Annotated in this window: 18 protein-coding genes and 1 pseudogene; 11 read left to right on the top strand and 8 right to left on the bottom strand. The window is 53.4% G+C overall.

The features are described 5' to 3' along the window. Nucleotides 1–58 precede the first annotated feature (58 nt). From GSQ80_RS16290 to GSQ80_RS16280, 3 genes and pseudogenes are all read right to left on the bottom strand, one after another. Nucleotides 59–898, bottom strand: a complete 840-nt coding sequence (locus GSQ80_RS16290) for a hypothetical protein (protein WP_158788606.1) — start codon at nucleotides 896–898, stop codon at nucleotides 59–61. A gap of 183 nt (nucleotides 899–1,081) precedes the next feature. Next, nucleotides 1,082–2,193, bottom strand: a protein-coding gene (locus tag GSQ80_RS16285) for an IS3 family transposase (protein WP_371315726.1) whose coding sequence is annotated in 2 segments (ribosomal slippage) — nucleotides 1,082–1,932 and nucleotides 1,932–2,193 — 1,113 coding nt in all. Because the reading frame shifts where the segments join, the coding sequence is not laid out codon by codon here. Nucleotides 2,194–2,251: 58 nt separating this feature from the next. Then, a pseudogene (locus tag GSQ80_RS16280) lies at nucleotides 2,252–2,944 on the bottom strand (IS3 family transposase); the annotation flags it as partial. A 636-nt stretch (nucleotides 2,945–3,580) separates the two neighbouring features. Here GSQ80_RS16280 and GSQ80_RS16270 point away from each other — a divergent pair. From GSQ80_RS16270 to GSQ80_RS16260, 3 genes are all read left to right on the top strand, one after another. Continuing rightward, nucleotides 3,581–4,060 (top strand): response regulator, encoded by a 480-nt coding sequence (locus GSQ80_RS16270; protein WP_254059684.1) that lies wholly within the window; start codon nucleotides 3,581–3,583, stop codon nucleotides 4,058–4,060. 36 nt (nucleotides 4,061–4,096) lie between these two features. After that, entirely contained in the window at nucleotides 4,097–4,381 is a 285-nt protein-coding gene (locus GSQ80_RS16265; protein ID WP_158788603.1) for a hypothetical protein, read from the top strand. A gap of 403 nt (nucleotides 4,382–4,784) precedes the next feature. Further along, nucleotides 4,785–5,378, top strand: coding sequence for a hypothetical protein (locus GSQ80_RS16260; protein ID WP_158788602.1), 594 nt, complete (start codon nucleotides 4,785–4,787; stop codon nucleotides 5,376–5,378). 905 nt (nucleotides 5,379–6,283) lie between these two features. Here GSQ80_RS16260 and GSQ80_RS16255 read toward each other — a convergent pair. The 5 genes from GSQ80_RS16255 to GSQ80_RS16235 all read right to left on the bottom strand — a co-directional run bounded on the left by GSQ80_RS16255 (nucleotide 6,284) and on the right by GSQ80_RS16235 (nucleotide 9,645). Continuing rightward, a complete protein-coding gene (locus tag GSQ80_RS16255; RefSeq protein ID WP_158788601.1) occupies nucleotides 6,284–6,829 on the bottom strand; it encodes a hypothetical protein in 546 nt (181 codons plus the stop codon). Between the two features lie 214 nt (nucleotides 6,830–7,043). Beyond that, entirely contained in the window at nucleotides 7,044–7,673 is a 630-nt protein-coding gene (locus tag GSQ80_RS16250) for a hypothetical protein (RefSeq protein WP_158788600.1), read from the bottom strand. A 362-nt stretch (nucleotides 7,674–8,035) separates the two neighbouring features. Further along, nucleotides 8,036–8,290, bottom strand: a complete 255-nt coding sequence (locus GSQ80_RS23945) for a helix-turn-helix domain-containing protein (RefSeq protein ID WP_158788599.1) — start codon at nucleotides 8,288–8,290, stop codon at nucleotides 8,036–8,038. A gap of 338 nt (nucleotides 8,291–8,628) precedes the next feature. Further along, complete coding sequence (locus GSQ80_RS16240; RefSeq protein ID WP_158788598.1) at nucleotides 8,629–9,150, bottom strand: tyrosine-type recombinase/integrase; 522 nt, start codon at nucleotides 9,148–9,150, stop codon at nucleotides 8,629–8,631. Between the two features lie 180 nt (nucleotides 9,151–9,330). Further along, entirely contained in the window at nucleotides 9,331–9,645 is a 315-nt protein-coding gene (locus GSQ80_RS16235) for a hypothetical protein (protein ID WP_158788597.1), read from the bottom strand. Between the two features lie 1,025 nt (nucleotides 9,646–10,670). Between GSQ80_RS16235 and GSQ80_RS16230 the strand changes: the two genes are divergently transcribed. The 8 genes from GSQ80_RS16230 (at nucleotide 10,671) to GSQ80_RS16195 (ending at nucleotide 18,099) form a co-directional block, all read left to right on the top strand. Beyond that, nucleotides 10,671–10,940 (top strand): hypothetical protein, encoded by a 270-nt coding sequence (locus GSQ80_RS16230; protein ID WP_158788596.1) that lies wholly within the window; start codon nucleotides 10,671–10,673, stop codon nucleotides 10,938–10,940. Continuing rightward, complete coding sequence (locus GSQ80_RS16225; protein ID WP_158788595.1) at nucleotides 10,930–11,466, top strand: hypothetical protein; 537 nt, start codon at nucleotides 10,930–10,932, stop codon at nucleotides 11,464–11,466. Before GSQ80_RS16230 ends, GSQ80_RS16225 begins: the two co-directional genes overlap by 11 nt. A gap of 321 nt (nucleotides 11,467–11,787) precedes the next feature. After that, nucleotides 11,788–12,771, top strand: a complete 984-nt coding sequence (locus tag GSQ80_RS16220) for a hypothetical protein (protein WP_158788594.1) — start codon at nucleotides 11,788–11,790, stop codon at nucleotides 12,769–12,771. After that, complete coding sequence (locus tag GSQ80_RS16215; RefSeq protein ID WP_158788593.1) at nucleotides 12,768–13,067, top strand: hypothetical protein; 300 nt, start codon at nucleotides 12,768–12,770, stop codon at nucleotides 13,065–13,067. The genes GSQ80_RS16220 and GSQ80_RS16215 overlap by 4 nt, the downstream gene beginning before the upstream one ends. A 91-nt stretch (nucleotides 13,068–13,158) precedes the next feature. Next, on the top strand, nucleotides 13,159–13,983 hold the full coding sequence (locus tag GSQ80_RS16210) for a hypothetical protein (RefSeq protein WP_158788592.1): 825 nt from the start codon (nucleotides 13,159–13,161) through the stop codon (nucleotides 13,981–13,983). Between the two features lie 218 nt (nucleotides 13,984–14,201). After that, on the top strand, nucleotides 14,202–14,612 hold the full coding sequence (locus GSQ80_RS16205; protein WP_158788591.1) for a hypothetical protein: 411 nt from the start codon (nucleotides 14,202–14,204) through the stop codon (nucleotides 14,610–14,612). Then, nucleotides 14,609–14,887, top strand: a complete 279-nt coding sequence (locus tag GSQ80_RS16200) for a hypothetical protein (RefSeq protein WP_158788590.1) — start codon at nucleotides 14,609–14,611, stop codon at nucleotides 14,885–14,887. Before GSQ80_RS16205 ends, GSQ80_RS16200 begins: the two co-directional genes overlap by 4 nt. A 245-nt stretch (nucleotides 14,888–15,132) precedes the next feature. Beyond that, on the top strand, nucleotides 15,133–18,099 hold the full coding sequence (locus GSQ80_RS16195; RefSeq protein WP_158788589.1) for a hypothetical protein: 2,967 nt from the start codon (nucleotides 15,133–15,135) through the stop codon (nucleotides 18,097–18,099). Nucleotides 18,100–18,121: the final 22 nt, after the last annotated feature.

Here is an 18,121-nt window from a genome sequence, read left to right as displayed (position 1 = left end):
GTAATCTCACACCTCGACAAGGAGCATCGCCATGAAGCGATCACGCGTACTCGGGTGCCTATGTGTACTGTTCATGCAGGCTGCGGTATCTATCGCACAGTCCTCCACATCGTTGCCCGCCCCGGCCTACGTTACGGTGGACTTTAGCACCGCCGTTCTTCAGACAGCCGAAGCCAAACACATGTTCAGCGATCTTCAGGCAAAGTTCGGTCCGCGCCAGACACATCTGCAGCAGTTGAATGCACAAATCGAGTCGCTCAAGAAGCAAATCAACGACAACGCCGCAACGCTGAATGAAGCGGAAAAATCGGCGAAGCTGCATACTCTGGACACGGAGGAGCGCCAGATGCAGCGTGCCCGCTATCCACTTGGAGCACATTTCCTTCAGCGTCATAGGTGTAAGTATGCGAGATACCGTCGCTGATTTCATTTCCGGCGGCATCGACGAGAACTCCTTTTCGTCTTGCTTATGAGTGACAAGTAGTGCGGAGATCGTCTTTTCAAACTCGGTTTGGTCCTGCCCAAGATTCTTAGATAAGCTCACGTTTTCGTGATCAAGCATGGCTTTTGTATCTGCTTCCTCTTGTTTGATCAGTTGAGAGACTCGACGATTTTGTTCAGTGTTTAGCTGCGTCTGAGATGTTCTAGCTTCCTCGCGATCCCTTCTCATTGCGCGGAATTCCGTCAAAAGTAATCCCGCCATCAGGCAGAAATAAATGAATTTGTGGCGCGGTCGGATGTTTTGGTGGACGCTCATGAGCGCAGCTAAGACCGCAAGGACCGCGATAGCAACACCAGCCCATGGAAGTCGTTTGTAAGGAACCCACCACAAGATCGAGCCGAGGATTGAGAGTTGGCAAAGGAAGTAAGGCCAATAAGTCTTTATCTCACGTCGCATAGACCTAAACACAACTCGGCGATATCTCCGCATCCTCATGCGCGAAAGTGTTTCATTGAAACTCGCCTCGCTAAAGACAATACTGGCCTGACCGATGTTTTGTACCAGTTGGATTGTTAGTGTAGCGCACCGATGAAGGGCCTAGTTTTCTTGTACCAAGCTTAGCGTTAGTCCTCGACCTGTTTAGGTTGCAGCCAGATCGCGGCTAGCCGCGATCTGGCTGGCGAACTCGCTTGGTGTCCTGTCATCGAGAGATGCGTGAGGACGACTCTCATTGTATTCCTGCCTCCATACTTCGATCAGCTGCCTGGCCTCCTTCAGATCCATGAACCAGTGGATGTTCAGGCACTCCGATCGGAACGTACCATTGAAGCTTTCCACGAACGCATTGTCGGTTGGCTTGCCAGGCCTGGAGAAGTCGATCTTCACGCCGTTCCGATACGCCCACAGATCCATGGCCTGACTGGTGAACTCGCTGCCGTTGTCGCAGAACAGCACCTTCGGGACTCCACGGCTGGACTTCAGCCGGTTCAGCGTTCGTACAACATCTTCTCCCTTTAAGCTCTGCCCAGCGTCGATCGCCACGGCTTCGCGGGTAAACACATCGACGATCGTCAACGAGCGGAAGCGCGTTCCGTCTTGAAGCTGGTCAGAGACGAAGTCCATACTCCAGGCCTGATCCGGTGCGGTCGCCTTCAACTTCTCTTCACGCTGCTGTGATGATTTGCGCTTCCCGGCAGGCTTCATCCTCTTCAGCATCAGGCCTTCCTCCTTATATAGCCGGTACACCAGATACTTGCCTACATCCCAGCCTTCACGGTTCAACAGCACGCGGATCTTGCGATATCCATAGCGCACTCTTGCCTGAGCGATCTCGCGGATCCGCATCCGCAGCTCAGTCCGTGGATCGAGGCAGCTGCGATACCGGTAGGTCGCTCTTGCCAGGCGAAGCACACGGCAGGCACGCCGCTCGCTCACCAGATAGCTTCCAACCAGACGCTCTACCATCGGTCCACGCCGCGAAGGCTTCACCATTTTTTTGAGAGCACATCCTGTAGCATCGTCTTGTCTAAGGTCAGCTCCGCTACCAACTGCTTCAGGCGCATGTTCTCTTCTTGCAACTGCGCCATCTTCCGAACCTCGTCCACTTCCAGGCCCGCGTACTTTGCCTTCCATCGGTAAAACGTCTGCTCGCTGATCCCAGCCTTCCGGATCACCTCAGCCACCGGAACGCCCACCTGCGCCTGCTTCAATACGCCGACCATCTGTTCCACAGAAAAACGCTTCTTCTTCATCCAAAATCCTCCACCCTCTCAGGTCAGGTTTTGGTCGAAGACTAACATTTCAACTGGTTCAGGAATAACGAGGCCGATCACCGATTTCTGAGTTCCTATCGATGCAGGATATGGCGGCAAGAGGAGCTGGGAGCGAAGCGACCGGCTCCTCTTGCCGCCGGACAGTGGAAGCCAGCCAGGCCTCTGGCGCCGGCGGTCGATAACCTAGTGATGAGTGCGGTCTGGCGGTGTTGTAGTGCTTGCGCCAGCGTTCGGCCAGCACACGCAGCTCCTTCATCGAGTAGAAGATCTCTCCGTTGAGGAACTCGTCGCGCATCTTCGAGTTGAAGCTTTCGCAGTAGCCGTTCTCCCATGGTGAACCGGGTTCGATATACATCGTCTTTGCTCCTGTGTCCGCAAGCCATTTGCGCAGGTCATGCGCAACGAACTCGGGCCCGTTGTCCGAGCGAAGATGCTCGGGTACGCCCTTGATCACCATCACATCGGCCAGAGCTTCGATCACCTTCGCGCTCGACCAGCGACGTTCTACACGCACCACAAGCGCCTCGCGCGTGTGCTCGTCGATCAGGTTCAAGGCTCGCGCCGTTCTGCCGTCATGCGTGCGCACGCTCACGAAGTCGTAGCTCCACACATGGTTGCGGTGCGCCGGCCGCAGCCGCACGCACGATCCATCGTTGAGCCACAGACGGCCGCGTGGCTTCTGCTTCCTGGGAACCTTCAGCCCCTCGCGACGCCAGATCCTCTCCACGCGATCCTTGCTGCGAACCAGGCTATTGAGCATGCAATCGCTCGGGGCAGAGGCGGAATCTACCTGCAACTGACAGAGGAGCAATACAAAGCGCTCAAGAAGTGAGCAATATAGAGCATATTGAATGTGGGTCGGGGCGTATTGTGTTTGTCATGCGCAAGGAGATATTGATACGGACGGTTGAGACTGATGGCGAAGATGGCCTCATTGTGACGTTCTCGGATGGCACGATCACAGGGTATGTGACGGAAGAATTGCTCGAGCTTAGACCTCAACGGGAACGCCTCGACCTAAAAAGCTCAAACTTTCATTGATCACCGATGACAATAGCGGCTTAGTTCGTGATCCACATCGGAACGTGCCGCATGACCATCCGCATCTTCCTACGAGCCTTGCAACTTCCCTTTTCCCGCACGAAGCCAATAGGTAATGTCCATACAAGCCGCCTGGTAGCTGCGTTAGACCGCCTCCAGACTTAGACCTAATTCCTCCGCGACACATTGACTGCAATGCGGAGAAGCTCCGTGTCTTTTTAGCAATCAGCTATGCGACTCAGCGCGGACATGCGCAATTGGATGCAAGGATCGACCACGGCGTATCTGATAGATAAAAAATGGTTTCGGGGGCGCTCTCTAAAATATGGCGGTTTGCGATATTCTTGACGTTCCAACCCAGGTTCAATTGCGTCCGCTGCAAATTTTGGGGGATGCGAAAGGGGCCGTTATGCAGCAGAGTTTACCGAGTATCTTCATCGTCGATGACGAACAACTCATTGGTGAAACGCTAACCATGATTTTGCAAAAAAGCGGTTTTGCGGCACGATTCTTTACTGATCCCCTCGAAGCCTTGGTGGAAGTCCGCAAACAAGCACCCGACCTAATTTTGTCGGATGTGATGATGCCCAAACTCTCCGGTGTGGACCTCGCCATCACGATTAAAAACGAATGTCCCGACTGCAAGATAATGCTCTTCTCTGGGCATGCACAAACACTGGACCTTCTCTCTGTAGCTCGCGAAAAGGGGTATGACTTCAATCTTCTAGCGAAGCCACTTCATCCAGCTGATCTGCTCCGACACATTCGCCAACAATTTCCGGACTGGACCTTAGTGGCAGATTGACACAAAAGAAGCTCTTTTTGGTGTGGAGTTGCGAACATGGCAGAAATCATATCTGTGCAGGATGAGGAAGCGACCCGGCTCAAGGCTGAAACGGCTGCACGATTCAATGAGTTCATCTCACAATGGACGCTGGAGACACTGCCAGCTTGCGACGAGGGAATGAGGCTTTTGTTGGCGTTCGCAGATGCCAATCCGAATGCATATCGGCTCGCGGAGCAAAGAGGGTTTACGGAGATGACGCATCCAATGTTCAACACTCTGGCAAAGTGGAGAGCGTATGCGGTACACGTTTCAAGCTGCCCGAAGTGTAATGAGGTATAGATGGAACCTCTGACCTGTCTAATATTTACCGCCATAGAATCGAGTGGCGAACGTTCAGGTTCAAGGTTCGTCTGGGCACGGCAGCCTGAGACAAATCGAGCTTGGTACTTTCCTGTGCCGCTTACGAATGAGCTAGAAGATGATGTTGAGTACCTTCCGTTAGGCGTTGTCCGTTATCTCATGCGACTACCAGCGGCCCACTATCGCACCAAAGATGTGTTTGCTTTCCGTTTAGGGATAGGGTATTTGCATGAAGAAGAGTTGAACCGCACATGGATAGAAGCGCCACCTCTTCCCATAGTCTTCCGAGAGCCGAAGGATGAGTGTGATTGGGATGGAGTTTCGATAGCCCCATAAGCCTCACAATCCCGATAATGCAACAGACTAAGGATGCCAAATATCCATGTCGCAAAAGCAGCGCAATAAACGGACACGACAAATGCAGCACGGAAGATCACCAAAGCCTTTCCCGAAAGCGAAAACCTGGACAGCGCCAGCCGTTCTAGGATTAATACTCACGGTAGTGGGAGCATTATCAGTAATCGAATTGCGACCGCAAATATCGGTTTCGCCCCTAGGACAACTAGCAACAGGAGAACCATTCTCGGCCCCGTTTGAAATCTCCAGCACTGGGTATTTCCCAGTGCACATCGACAACGTGACGGTCGTAATGCACCGCATGGAACTCGCGAGAGAGGTTTGGACCGACGACGTAATATCGAGTGCAGATTGGGATGATTTTGATTTGGAGCGAAGCTCGGGAACCAAAACGATATTCCTTAATTTTGCTAATGGGCAGCCCGATAAGGCTGACCTCGTTATCGCCGTGGACTATAGATTTATGACTTTTAAAATGCCGCGATGGTTTTTCAGGTTTGAAGGCGTGCACAGAGATACTTGGGAATGGACGAAGCAGCCTATGGGAAACCTGGATTTGGGAAAACTTGTCGACGGCCAGGTGGAAGCGAATCGCAAGGCGAGGAAAACTAGCAAATAGAAATAACGCTGCCCTGTCACGGAGTCTCAATTAGACCTCCCATAACAGAAGACCTCAGCGATTATGCTGAGGTTTTCTGTTCTGATGATGCGATCGGATATCGATTCTGTACGGCTGTTGTGACGTTCCCGGCTAGCAGATGAAGCGAACTGAAAGCCCATCTGTAGGCGAGTGATGATGTCGGGGCTGGCTCTGGCATCCCGCCCACAAGAGCAGAGAACAACCAATATGAGCCAATGATTATGAAGGGTTGCGCTGCGGACGGGAGCCACTGACCGCGGCGATACTGTAGAGATGATATTGCGATAAGGGCTAGGCCAACAGCGATGATGATAGATGCAACGTGTAGCAGCGCCATCCAGCCAAATAGATTGTTCCAAATCTCTACATGCCCTCACTGAGAACTCTATGAAGCAGCAGATATTGCACATTGCAGTGATAATCTATCCGATATGAATACCAAATCTCTCATATCAGAAATCGATGCTCAGATTGCGAAACTTGAAGAGGCCAAAACTGTACTTCTCGGCCTCGATTCCAGCCCGACCAAGGGTAAACGGGGGAGGCCCAAGGGATCCGGCACCAAGAAAGCTGCGGCTCCAAAGAAGCGCCGCAAGATGTCTCCTGAGGGTCGCGCTAAAATCGCTGCTGCACAGAGGAAGCGGTGGGCTGCTGCTAAGAAAGCAGTGTAATCGACACTAACCTAACCCGTAAGGCTTCGAATCGTACATACCCAATCTATTCGCGTGGTCCTCGCCAACTATATCGAACGGCACCAGCTCATGATAGACGTGCTGGATGGCCCATTGCCGGATAAGGGACAACGCTTCCATCTCCTTCGGTCGGTTGGAATGGCTGTTGACGCATCGAGTACGCTCAAAAGAGGCGCTGTACTATTGACACCCTCATCCTGCTGGATCGTCAGGTATAGCCCCAGCCTGTGCGCCGTATATTACGTACAACAAGGCTCGATAGGTCGCCTGAAGTAGATAACTGAAGGCCAGAGTTACGATAACGGCGATGAAAAAGCCGACCATCAAAGCCTTGGTTGTTGCGATGTTCATTTTGTGTTGCCAGTCTGCCTCGATTTTCTTATCGGAGGCAGTCCTCGGATAGGTTGCCGTTGCCCCGTCCGGCATCTCTACGGTCTTCTGAACCACTGAAGGAGCAGGTTGCGGCGCTGGATTTGAGTCACCGTCGATTGGCCGGAAGGAATCAAGATCAAATAGCAATCCGCTCCCGTTGGTGGCCGCGGCCCAATGATGAATGTCTCCATCGAAGGGGTTCTTCGGGGAGATTGCACCGTCGCCTATCACCCATGAGTACAAGAGGACGACCACAAGCACGAGAGAGAACAGAACGACGGCTAGACGATGCCACCAACGCTTCTCAAGCTCGAGCCGCTTGAATGTCTTTCTCCAAGGAAACAGAACGCTAACGATCTTGCTCATGGATCTCCATTAGTCGTCAGGTTGAGCTTTGCTGACCAGCTTATACCTTCCTCCGGCTATAGCGAAGGACTTTTCTGTTTCTCAGTTGCGCTGAGAATATGAACGGTGTAAACCGTGCGCTGATGAGACTAATGCTAAGGGCAGTCCAATCCTTTACGCCGTACGCTGTCAAAACTGACGCTTCATTGCGCTGTATCCGCTGAATAAATCGGCGTCAGTACCAGGCTGGTCTTTCTGGTGCTTGGCTGTACCGATCCAGAAATGATTTGACGCCTTTGCTCAGTGGGTCCGAACACCTTGCAATAGTTGTCGCCCATTCAATCCACGCTCTTAGGCGCTCTTGGTCCTCTCCTGTCTCCTCTGTGTTACGGTCGAGGTACGCGATGAGATCCATCAATAAGGTCATCTTCTGCCAATCTTGCAAATCGGATTCAAGCTGCTTCAATCGAAAAGCGGGAAGTTCCTGTTCTCTTCGTTCGGCCTCCCGTACCGCCCTCTTAGCTTCAAGTTGCTCCCGCCACTGCCGTAACAAGGGGGCCATGCGCTCCAGTCCTAAGACGATGGAGGGTATTTTCTTCTCAAGGCCACCAGATGCGCTGTCCTGCCAGTTCCTTTGAGCACCCTTGGGGACATGCCCATCTATTGAGAAAATGAGTCTTCTTATTTTCTTTCTGTCATCCCGCCAGTTCGGCTCAACAATGGTGATAGCTACTGGTTCACCATTTATTACGACCCTAACTTCATGTGGACCGTTGACTTTCTCGATGCTGTGATTGCGATCCTCTAGCGCATAGAAAAGTCCGCTGAGAAAGCGCAGTGTACGGTCTTTTGCCGCCTCGCTCACACGTATCACATTACGGTTTCGCCATGCGAGCATTGGAGCACGCGCTGACATTGCGGCGGACGCCTGTGGGTGTAACTTGCGACTGAATATGTCCTCAGTTATTGACATTCCGTAAGGCCACTGATCCTGCCCTTGCGTGCGCTGTAGCCTCATGCCAGTGCGCTTCCGGTGCGCTGTGGATGTAGCCAATCAAGGTGCGAACTACCTGCGCTGGGATTATTGGTGCTGAGCGCTCCAAAGTGGATTTGATAGCGACGGTGATTTGCGCTGATATTCATACCGAAGTGCCGCTGTCGCGCTGGCGATTCGCTGGAGGACTAGCCGTTCAGGGCGCTGGGGATTCGAGCTGGGGTTACCGTCAGTCATGGTCTTCCCCTTACCGCGCGGCGAGATGGTGGCAATCCAAACTGCTGTCCCTCGTACCAGTCGGCTAGCACGAGCGGATCGAAGCGCACGGAGTCACCGATGCGAAAGCTGGGCATGACGCCATCTTTCGCGTGCTTATGGACAGTCCTGCAACTCACGTTGAAGAGGTCTGCCACCTCGTGCGCGGTCAAGGCGCCTTTGTGCGAGAGGATACGATCACGGATGGTATGGGGGTTAGGCGAGTCAGACATGCGCATACTAATAACACACGTCTATGCAGGCAAAACATCTTTGTTGGAAGTTATGCAAAATCTGTAAGATAGCGCCTAATTAGCAGCAATAAAATTTGTCAAACATTGCGCTGAGACTCATGGTCTCTTCGGGCATTTAGGCATGTGAATCCGGATGTCGCGCGCACCAAATTGTTGCGAACAATAGGGGCACGGCCGCAACTTCTTAGGGACAGCCGGAGTGGATCGCTTCTCGGCGAGTCTGCGCCCACGCTCAGAGTTGAACTCATTGTCTGGGATGCTCCGCAGATTCCATGTAGGTCGCCATTCCATAATTTCTCCGATAGAACAAGCCCATTTTACAGAGCTTTAGCGATGGCTTGCGCTGCGGCTTCGTCGGTGACGCGTAGGTAGGCTCCAGTCGACGAAATACTTTTGTGCCCAAGCCATTGGCGGACATTCTCGATACCGGCACCTTGAATGGTGGCGTGGGCGATGCTGTGCTTTAGGTTATGTGGGAATAATTTATGGCGTGGTAGTCCTACCCGCGCACCTGTCCGCTGCATCAGTTTGGCAACGCCATTGGGTGTCATGGGAAACAATCGCTCTTGTGGTCCAACTGTGCGCGCAAGCTCTTGTAAGCCAGGGGCTTCATTGAACGTTGGATCGACGTGCTGTACATAGGGCTGAACAGTCTTTAAAGATCCCTTGAGCCGCTTTACAATCACATACCCATCACGAATATCCGCACCCTTCAGGTTCGTCAGCTCACTGACACGCAGCCCATGGTTGTACCCAACTAAGAGCATGAGCCGGTTACGCGTATTCGGTACGCCTTCGAGTAAGGTCTTTATTTCGTCGCGAGTAAAGTGATGCCGCATAGTAATGTCCTCTATCGTTTGATCGCTGTATTCTGCCGCTTACTGTGGTTCGTCACCCGCTGACGGCAATGCGCTGAGAAGTCGATACCCGAGCCCGGGCATGACTTTCTTCAGCGCTGACGATTGCCGGTGTCGACTGAGACGAACGGGGAAACCAAACCCCGCCCGCCTCCTACACGTTTAGCTCAAGCTGATTCCGAAGGCTCGAGCATGGATGGTATCGGCATCTGTGATGAGTCCTCCGAACGTAATCGGCGTGGTGACTACTGGAGATTGAACAGCGCGCTTGCGGGCATTCCGCCGGACGGCCTTAGCTTCGCGGATGATGGCGAGACGCAACAACTTTTCTTCATGAGTGAGGCGAAGGTTGAAAACTACCGCCGACTCGTCCAGCGGCAACTGGCGACGATTCCCAAAAAGCTCCCGTTCTTCCTGCACTACATTCTTCGTAGCGACTGCCATCACGTCATTGAATCGTTCCTGTGTCATCTGCATCTGTCTGTCTCCTGTTTGAAATGTTCGGCCTCAGATTCTGCCGACAAATCAACAATACACATCACTAGTGAAGTGTGTCAAGAATTAATGCGAAATAGTTTGCAGAAAATGCAGACGCAATACGGAAGCTGGAGCGATTGAGATGAGAAGGTGTGGGATATGTATCCGCCATGCGTATCCGAATACGCTTGAACTGATCCTGCGCCCGCTCCCGCAAGATGCCGTCCTACACTCGACGGGTCAAAGCAATACGTATTCGATACGCAATAGCAGGGCTTAGAACCCAAGGGCCAACGTGCGGCGGTCCCAGTCGAGGCTAAACCGTTACTGGCAGCCGAGGCGAAGAAGAACCAACAGGCCGTGGGTAACCCCCTTGGGGAAGGCGAAAACCGCTTCTGTCAATAATGACAAAGGCGGTTTCAAACCCCTCGACTCGCGCAAGGAAGTAGCTAACCAGTTCGACGTGTCACAGGGATACGTCTACGCGGCTCAGACGAGGCTAGGCCGTAAGCATCGGTCGCGCCGAGTTAGAAGGATTGGAGAAATGGCATGTATCGCTTACGTCGTAATAGATACATCTGGCCTGTATTTTCAGCAACTTAGAGCGGGAAGGGTGGTGACCATCCGGCTTTTTATCAATAACTTACGACACATCGGTATGCAAAAGCTCAATGTTCATAAGGGTAAGGGCTGTTCTGTTCGCTGTTCATTCGCTACGCGAGAGACGCTATGTCATTGATTCCATAGGGACGGTAACGTCCCTAACCAACCCTGTCTTTAGCCCCGACCGGGGGAGTCCGCGTGCACCCGGCGGCTCCGCTTTTGCTGACGCGGCCAGCGTCGGACCTATACCGTCCTCACCGATTCAGCAAGGTTCCCATAGGGTCCCATAAGGGTGTCTAGGAGTCCCACCTCCCGCTACGCGCCTATCACCATCCTGCTCAAGCATCACCTACAGGCCCGCTAAGCGGTCGGCGCTCTTTCTATTCATGATGAGAAGACTACCGCGTCGTTACGACGCGACCATGAAGACCTTGCGGGAGCTAGCTGCGAGTCGAAACGAACGGATCAGATTACAAGCCGCACTTCGGATGTCAGAGATCCTGTTGCACTTCGAGCAGTCGCAGGAGCGCATCGCGATTGCAGGAGAACGGGCCGCTGCACGCAAAGCAGAAGCGATTGAAAAACCCGGACAAGGTGCTCACCCACACGAGCCAGCGCGAGCACGTGAGAGCGCAGAAGAGGCGGCGGAGCGGTTCTTGGGGCTGATGAGAAAGGGAAGCAATGATCAGTAGTGAAAAGTTGGACGACTTGAGGGCGTTGATCTCAGATGAATCAATCACCCTTGCGGGTCGAATGGTCGCAGCGGAGCACGCGGTCCGGTTACAAGTAGCAGCAGTACCGGAGCCCACAGAAGATCACGCGGAAGTTCAGGAACTCCTAAAGCCCTGGCCTCGCGAAACCGCATTGGAGCGACAGTTTGCTGAAATGTTTGAAGGGGCTACCGGCGGTCGATCGCTGAATGGCTGGAGCCTGAAGGATGCGTTAGTCAAGGTCAAAGAAAGGTTGGTGTTCCGCGCATTTCTTGCCATTGTGGTCGATGAGTCGATACACCGACTCGAGCGCCTGGAGGCCTGCCGCGTGATATTGGAAGATCACCTGCATCCTCAGAACACATTTCGCTTCAACCGGCTCAGTCCTGAGATGATGCTGGAGCGGGTGCTACCCGATACTACGATGAAGTCCTCCGGCTACTTGTCCGAGCCAAAGGTTCCTGTAGAGCGTCCTCCACAATCACTCGAGGATGTCTGGAGAATGTAACGAGGGTGCCGGTCGGTACCTACGACTGGCGCGCCGTATCTGATACGCACCGCGCGCCACATCTTGCGTGAGTCTGAGGCCTATACTCTATGCTTGACAATTTGTCAAACATTTGGTAATATCAATACAGATGTTTCCACTAGGATGTGGAGAGCACCCAGCGAGCCAGGTGGGATTGGCTTCTGGATTTTATGTACATGACGGTCTCAAGGGCTTAGCCCGTCGACCGCACAGCACATAACCATTGCGAGACAGCTCGGCGCAATAACTGCGTTCTTCGACGCGGCATGGAAGTACACGACAAGGACAAAGAAGAAACCAATGACTGACATGTCAGAAGATACAGTTTCACCAGCTTCAAATACTCTTGCATCTCAATCGCGGTGCTTCCCACACCATCACATGAGCGCCACCGAGTACGCAATCTATGATGTATGCCGCGCGCTCGCACTGGGCAACGACAGGGGTAATGGAACCCTCTACTTCTCCGGGCCGAAAATAGCCGAGCGGTTTAGGTCCATGAGCAAAAATACCCCGTATGGTGTAGCCAAGTCGCTCCTTGAGGCCGGTTGGTTCAAACTGCTCAAGAAGCCGACACGCCGCTCCAACGGTACGCTCTCGCCCACGCATTACAAGGTGCTGTCTCACGAAGAGTGGGCGTCCGAACACCCGAGATGCTGCTTCGACCCGTCACGCGTAGAGGTAATGGCCCAATCCCAACTAGAGGGAATGGAACGTTCACCGTTCCCTCCTAATGCGTCACCGTTCCCTAGTGGTGGAGCGCCGTTCCCTCCTAGCGGGTCACCATCCCATGGAAAGGGAAGTAACCTATATAAACAACTTATACAAACAACAAATAAAATTACTGATATTAGCTCTCTGACGCCATCCCAGCTAGAGGGAATGGCTTTCATTGAACGCTTTAGCAAACGCAAAAAGCGGAAGACCGGAAAAGCTGAAGCTACGCATACAGAGACGCGGCCATTCCCTCAAACTGGGACGGTCGTATCGAATACGCCAGCACCGAAAGTACGGGAGCCAAAAGCCGCATCATTGGTTGCTAAAGCGACGATGGCAAATCTGGGCTTCGCAACCTACGAAGCTAACTGGGAATTACACGTACTCCGACTTCTAAACAAGGGTTACAGTGGACAGACCATCGAAGCGGTCGCCAAGTTTTACCACGAGACCTGTGGTGATGACATTGTGCGCAGAGAGCGGGGTAAGGGCTTCGAGGATGCGTTCCCGCGACTAATGAACGAGATGAATGCAACCCTGGAACAGAAAAGGAAGGAGGCCGCATGATGACATTAGTGAACCGTATTGGCGAGACTGCCAAACTCTGGGCCTTGATGCTACCGCAGATTCCAGCGCCGGATCCGGCCTGGATGGGAAGGTGGTGCGCCGAATCTGACCGGTTCGTGGAACACGGCATCATCCGGGCTTCCAAGAAGTTCGGTGTCACCCCGGTTCCGAATCCCGAGGTAGTTTGGCGGTATGTATCCGGCGTAATAGCGAACGAAGCGGCAACGGCCCGGGCAATCAGCAGTACACGCAGCACAGCAGTAGAAATCCACATAAAAGGGGCAAATGAGCAGTGAGAGAATCAGTGCGGCGAATCTCGCCGCAGGAGCAGCAGATGAATTAGAAAGGGTGTCGACACCAACGCATGCGCAACAAAGGCGTCGAGTTTTGCGATACTACCGGCAGAAGCGCACGCAAGGAGCGGTTCGACAAGCGGTCCTAGAAGTCGAAGGCACCACAATCCTGGATGCAGAGCGCATCGCACAACAGCTAGGGGATCACCTCGACGAGTTCATAGGACTGGACGACAGGTGTACATTTCGTGAGCAAGCGGTAGCATGGGCGTCGCGTATCGCACAGCTGAACGTAAGTTTTGAAGCCCTGTCGGCGATGATTCTGAGAGAAGCCAAAAAGGTGCCGAATTATTATTGCGGGTGGTCTGTCCTCTCGCGAGTGTCACGCCGCCTGCCGGAATATTCGGGTGACATGAACGACTTACCAGCCCTCACGACATGGGCGATTGAAACGACTGTGCGTGAGGCAAGAGGTCTCGCGGAGTTGGGTGAATGGATCACCAAATATAAGAAGGCAGTCTACGCAGGTGCATGGGATGTATTACGAACTTCCCTTGACCTGAATATCAGTGACGCCGCAGACGAAATCTCTTCCCGAACGTGGGAATATATCGGAGATAACCCAACGGAGTTTCTTGACTCCCTTGTCCCGCTGAATGAGCGCTTTCGGGCGAAAGCGCGATGGCTCGCTCGCCAGTGGAAGACAGACCAGCTAAGAGATCGCGCGAACAACCCCGATCTCACGTATGTAGACGACGTGGAGGAAGAAGAGAGAAAGATCTGGTTCTACGCTGGAAGCGGTAAGCTCCCACAACGCCCGGTCAAACTAGGTCCGGGAGACGAAGACGCGTATCAAACGATAATGGTTGGAGTAGGAACCCTCAAAGAGTCCGAGAACCCCTTGGACTTTATCGCATAAACGGTCTTTGCTCTATGTATCCGTAGAGCACTCAAGTCCATCCGAACCAGAGAGCCGACACATCGGCTTTGCGTATCAGATACGCATCATTCGGACCTGGACAAAACAGCATCCTTTCAAACGTCGCGCGTGAGCTAAGAGGTGGGAGCACTGACTCCCACTGTCTCGCCGTGCATGTCTGCTTTGGGGCTGTCGAACAAAATCTCATAAAGGAGCCGATGAAGAATGAAGCTATTGAGTCCGCGGTTACGGGACTCGCAAAGGAATCACGGTGGGAATGGGAACTGCGGCTCGTCCAGAGCGTGAGCGACGCTTACAAGCAGGTCCGGCAGTTGCCGGTCCTGTGCGCGACAGATTACAACCCCAGTCCCCCAACGCGTTCCAGGCGAGTTTCTCCGGACAGCGTGCACTATGAAATTGATGTTTTGCACGCCGTAACTTTTGCATGCAACGGTGATGCCGAGATGCTCGCATCGTGGGAACGCTTGGTGGAAGATGACACAGTTGTTAGCAACAAAGAGGCAAAACTGATTCGACGATTGGCCAGAGTCTTCGAGGCCCGCGGTCTGCATCCCGGTCAGTATTTCCGCATCGTCCGGCGCGGCTCCCCGAAACGGAGGAACGTATGACGCACTACCACACGCGGAGCTTGGGTCTGGCGTCCTACCTACGCCACACCCTCGGCGCTGACGCGCACCTTTCCACGACGAAAGTAGATGACGGACGAAATGTCTCGTTCATCTTTCATGACCCCAAAGATCAATGTCCTCGTTGGGCTAAAGCCTTTTTCTCGCCTCAGGGCGCACCGGTCACGGACGCGCGTGCCCTACTTGAAGCCAGCCGCGACATCAGATTGACGATGACGGCGGCGATCAAGACGGGAATATGGCAATCGGAGAAGTAATAGAAGATGGGACGTGTGGGTATTATTCCCTGCTTTCCAATTGCCACTCTTAGCAGGATCACAAACAAATAGAACCGCAAGCACAGGCTTCACTGCCCCGGACACTCTCCGTGGTGGTGAAGCCTGTGCTTTTTGTAACACGGAAATAAAGGGTTGCTTGTCCCAGGGGTGGGGTACACAACCGCAGTCGTCGATGGGGCTTTTCACGATACCCCGACCACTGCCAATTAACGGAGAACGTCTTTTTGCGCCAGTCATTATCACTACTTCGAGCCCTGTGGCTCACTCTCGCGTTGGCGTTCGCCTGCGCGATCCCCAGCCAGGCCCAGGGACCGTCTGGAAAGCTCAATCTCGCTACTCAGGTTCAGGGAGTTCTAGGCACTACCAATGGAGGTTTCGGAATCAGCACCGGCGGTCTAAACGGCTGCGCCCTTGAGACAGATGGAGTGTGGACCGTCAACACGGCAAACTGCGCGGCCACCGGTACCATCCTCGTTGCGTCCACCTCAAATCAAACGATCTTTCAGACCAACAGTGGTTTCGGTGTCACGGTAAAAAATACCGGAACGACGCCTGTTAGCACCACGAACATGAACCTCAGCACTACCAGCATCGTGGCTGGGTTCTACAACAACAACGGCCCGTGGGCCGGCATCCAAGGGCTTCATCTCGACTTCATGGTGAATACGCCCTCCATCGCTCAGGGGTTTTCGAGCAACTTCACCTGCATCAAGGTTGGAGATTGCGCCTGGGACTACGCCTATAACCTCTTCTACGGAGGAGCGTACTTTGGCTCGGACGAAGAGCAGCAGGGTATCGATTACCACGATGAGCAGGTTGGTTATTTCCAAGGCGCTTTGAACAACCCTGTGATCGGAACGCTGACCGGAGACTTTTACAACACCACCACCGGGCAACTGTATCTATGGGACTACACGAATGAGGCGGGAGGGATAAGCAATTTATTTGCCGGTAACGGCGCTCTCAATTCCTTCTCGATCATTTCCACCGAGACACTCACCGCTCAGACGGGCTACGCTGTGATCTATACCCCGACCAACACTTCAGGGGTTGTAAGTATCAATCAGGTTATCCCCGTTCCGGTAGCAGCCTCAACCGGTACTCAGACCTGGACCAGCTCCACCTTCGGCACTGTGAACATTTTAGCGGGCCAGGGGATTGGATTCTATTTGAGCAGTGGCAATGGCATCGGTGCGGGTAACGTAGGCAAACTTTGCGGACCCACAGGCGGAGGTATACCCGTAACAGGAGATATAACCGTCACCGCGGCTTGCGGGAATGATCGCGGCGTGCTTCTCACTGCATCGTTAGCTCCAATCGGTACAGGATCGACGGTGCTAGGGGCGACTGGCGTTGGTTGCTTCTCACATGGTCAAGGATGTGAAGGACAAGCGTCGGCAGGTTTTGCTTTCGTTCCCCAGAGCATCATTCTCGACTTCCAGACCGTGTTGTCAACGGCAACGATCACGAGTATGAGCCAAGTGGGTGGAGACTACTACACATATACAACAACCGGCGGGAGCTATACCCAGTCGACTGCATGGGGCACTATGGCAACGGGTACGCCTAATGGGTCGACGACCAATTCAACCGTTGCGGTATCAGTGACGGCTAGCGTGACGTTGGGTACATCCCCTGCTTCCCCCGGATCGTTCACTACGGGGCTTGCGTGCATGGCTCAAGGGTACCAGGACAACGTAATGATTACGGCTGCTCCTGCTCCGGTAGCGGGCGTTCAAACGATCACCTTCACCACCTATCATAATTGGCAAGGCGGCGTGCTCATCATGCAGGGTGGCCCGTGCGGTCAGTTCATCGTCGACCAAGCAAATGCCACCATAGGAACAGGCAACGCTTATTGGCCTATGGCGTATCAGGTACTCGGAGCATTCAGCACTACTCAGTTGGCAACTGCTAACTGCTGGTCGGGCGATTGCATCGGCCCGGTTAGCAGCAACACGATTCCCCAGCCGGTTGCCTTCGGCCCTGCGTCTATCAGCCGTACGACCAGTGTTGCCGGGTTGACTCCTGGGCAACTCAATGTCTTCCCTTGGAATTACCCAGTGGGGTCCACGATTGTTGTTTTCGGGTGCACGGTACACACTGATCTCAACGGGACTTTTACCGTTGCGACCAATAGCTTGGACAACTTCAATTCCGCAATCACATGGGCACAAACTGGAGCAGACGAGGGGCCGGATCATACATGCAACATTGGGCAGCCACAGCATGTCGTCAACTTCTATCCCGGCGCCTTTGCGGTGTACTCGCCTAGCTTGTTTGGGGTTGAGGTAACGCCTAATAACACGACCTGGAATCCCGGTGATTCAATACTCGACGCTCCGACCACCCAAATAGGGCTGACGGATATACAAATAGTTCACGGCCAATCCACGCCCAGCCAGTTTTCGGGTGGTATCTCGGAAATAGATGATGGACCGACCGGTCTCCCGTTCTTATTCCAAGCCGAGAACAGTGGTTTTACGGTGGATGGATCTGCATATCAAGCCGCGGGGCGATTCAGCAATATGATTGATGTGAGCATGAGGCCGAATAACAATGGCGCTCTGATACATGAACATGGCGCTGAGCCGCAAGCCGGGAATGCCAAGCCTTATTACCTGTTTGTAGACGATGTATCGGTCGAAAGTTACATAACCGACCCGCTCAACCACCGGACTCTTCTCAACTTTGATACTGCGGATCCGGTCTATGTCCCGGTACTTGGGTTCGACCTCGCTACCAACCCGTTAGGTGGTGGTGGTGTCTTCTTCGGATCGCAAGTATTCAACGGAGTCGTTTCCTTTGTGGGTTATACCTGCATCGTAGGAAACTACGTCATTGTCAACGGCACTCCGGAGATTGATGGATGTGATCCGACGACTCATAAGTATTACAACATCACTAACTACGAGCCTATCCCCTTGGTTATTGGAGCGGGTTCTCAAGCCGCGAATACCTGCACGGCAATATCCAACTTCACGTTAGCCGGAGTGACTACTACTCCCATGAGTTTAGTCACAGCAGGTTTCACAGGGCCGACCGCTTCCTTAGTAGGTTGGGGAGCCAATGGAGGCGTAACAATCCGACTGTATCCCATTGCTCTAAACACCGTTGGGGGAGAGATATGTAATCAGTCCGGCTCCCCCGTGTCGTATTCCGCTATTACCTTTACCGTGGGGGCGCGATGATTCGATCTATCGCATGTGGTGT

The sequence above is a fragment of the Granulicella sp. L46 genome, assembly GCF_009765785.1.
Lineage (GTDB): Bacteria > Acidobacteriota > Terriglobia > Terriglobales > Acidobacteriaceae > Granulicella.
The sequence above is the reverse complement of the archived record's forward strand: the minus strand, read 5'-3'. Positions and strand labels throughout refer to the sequence as shown.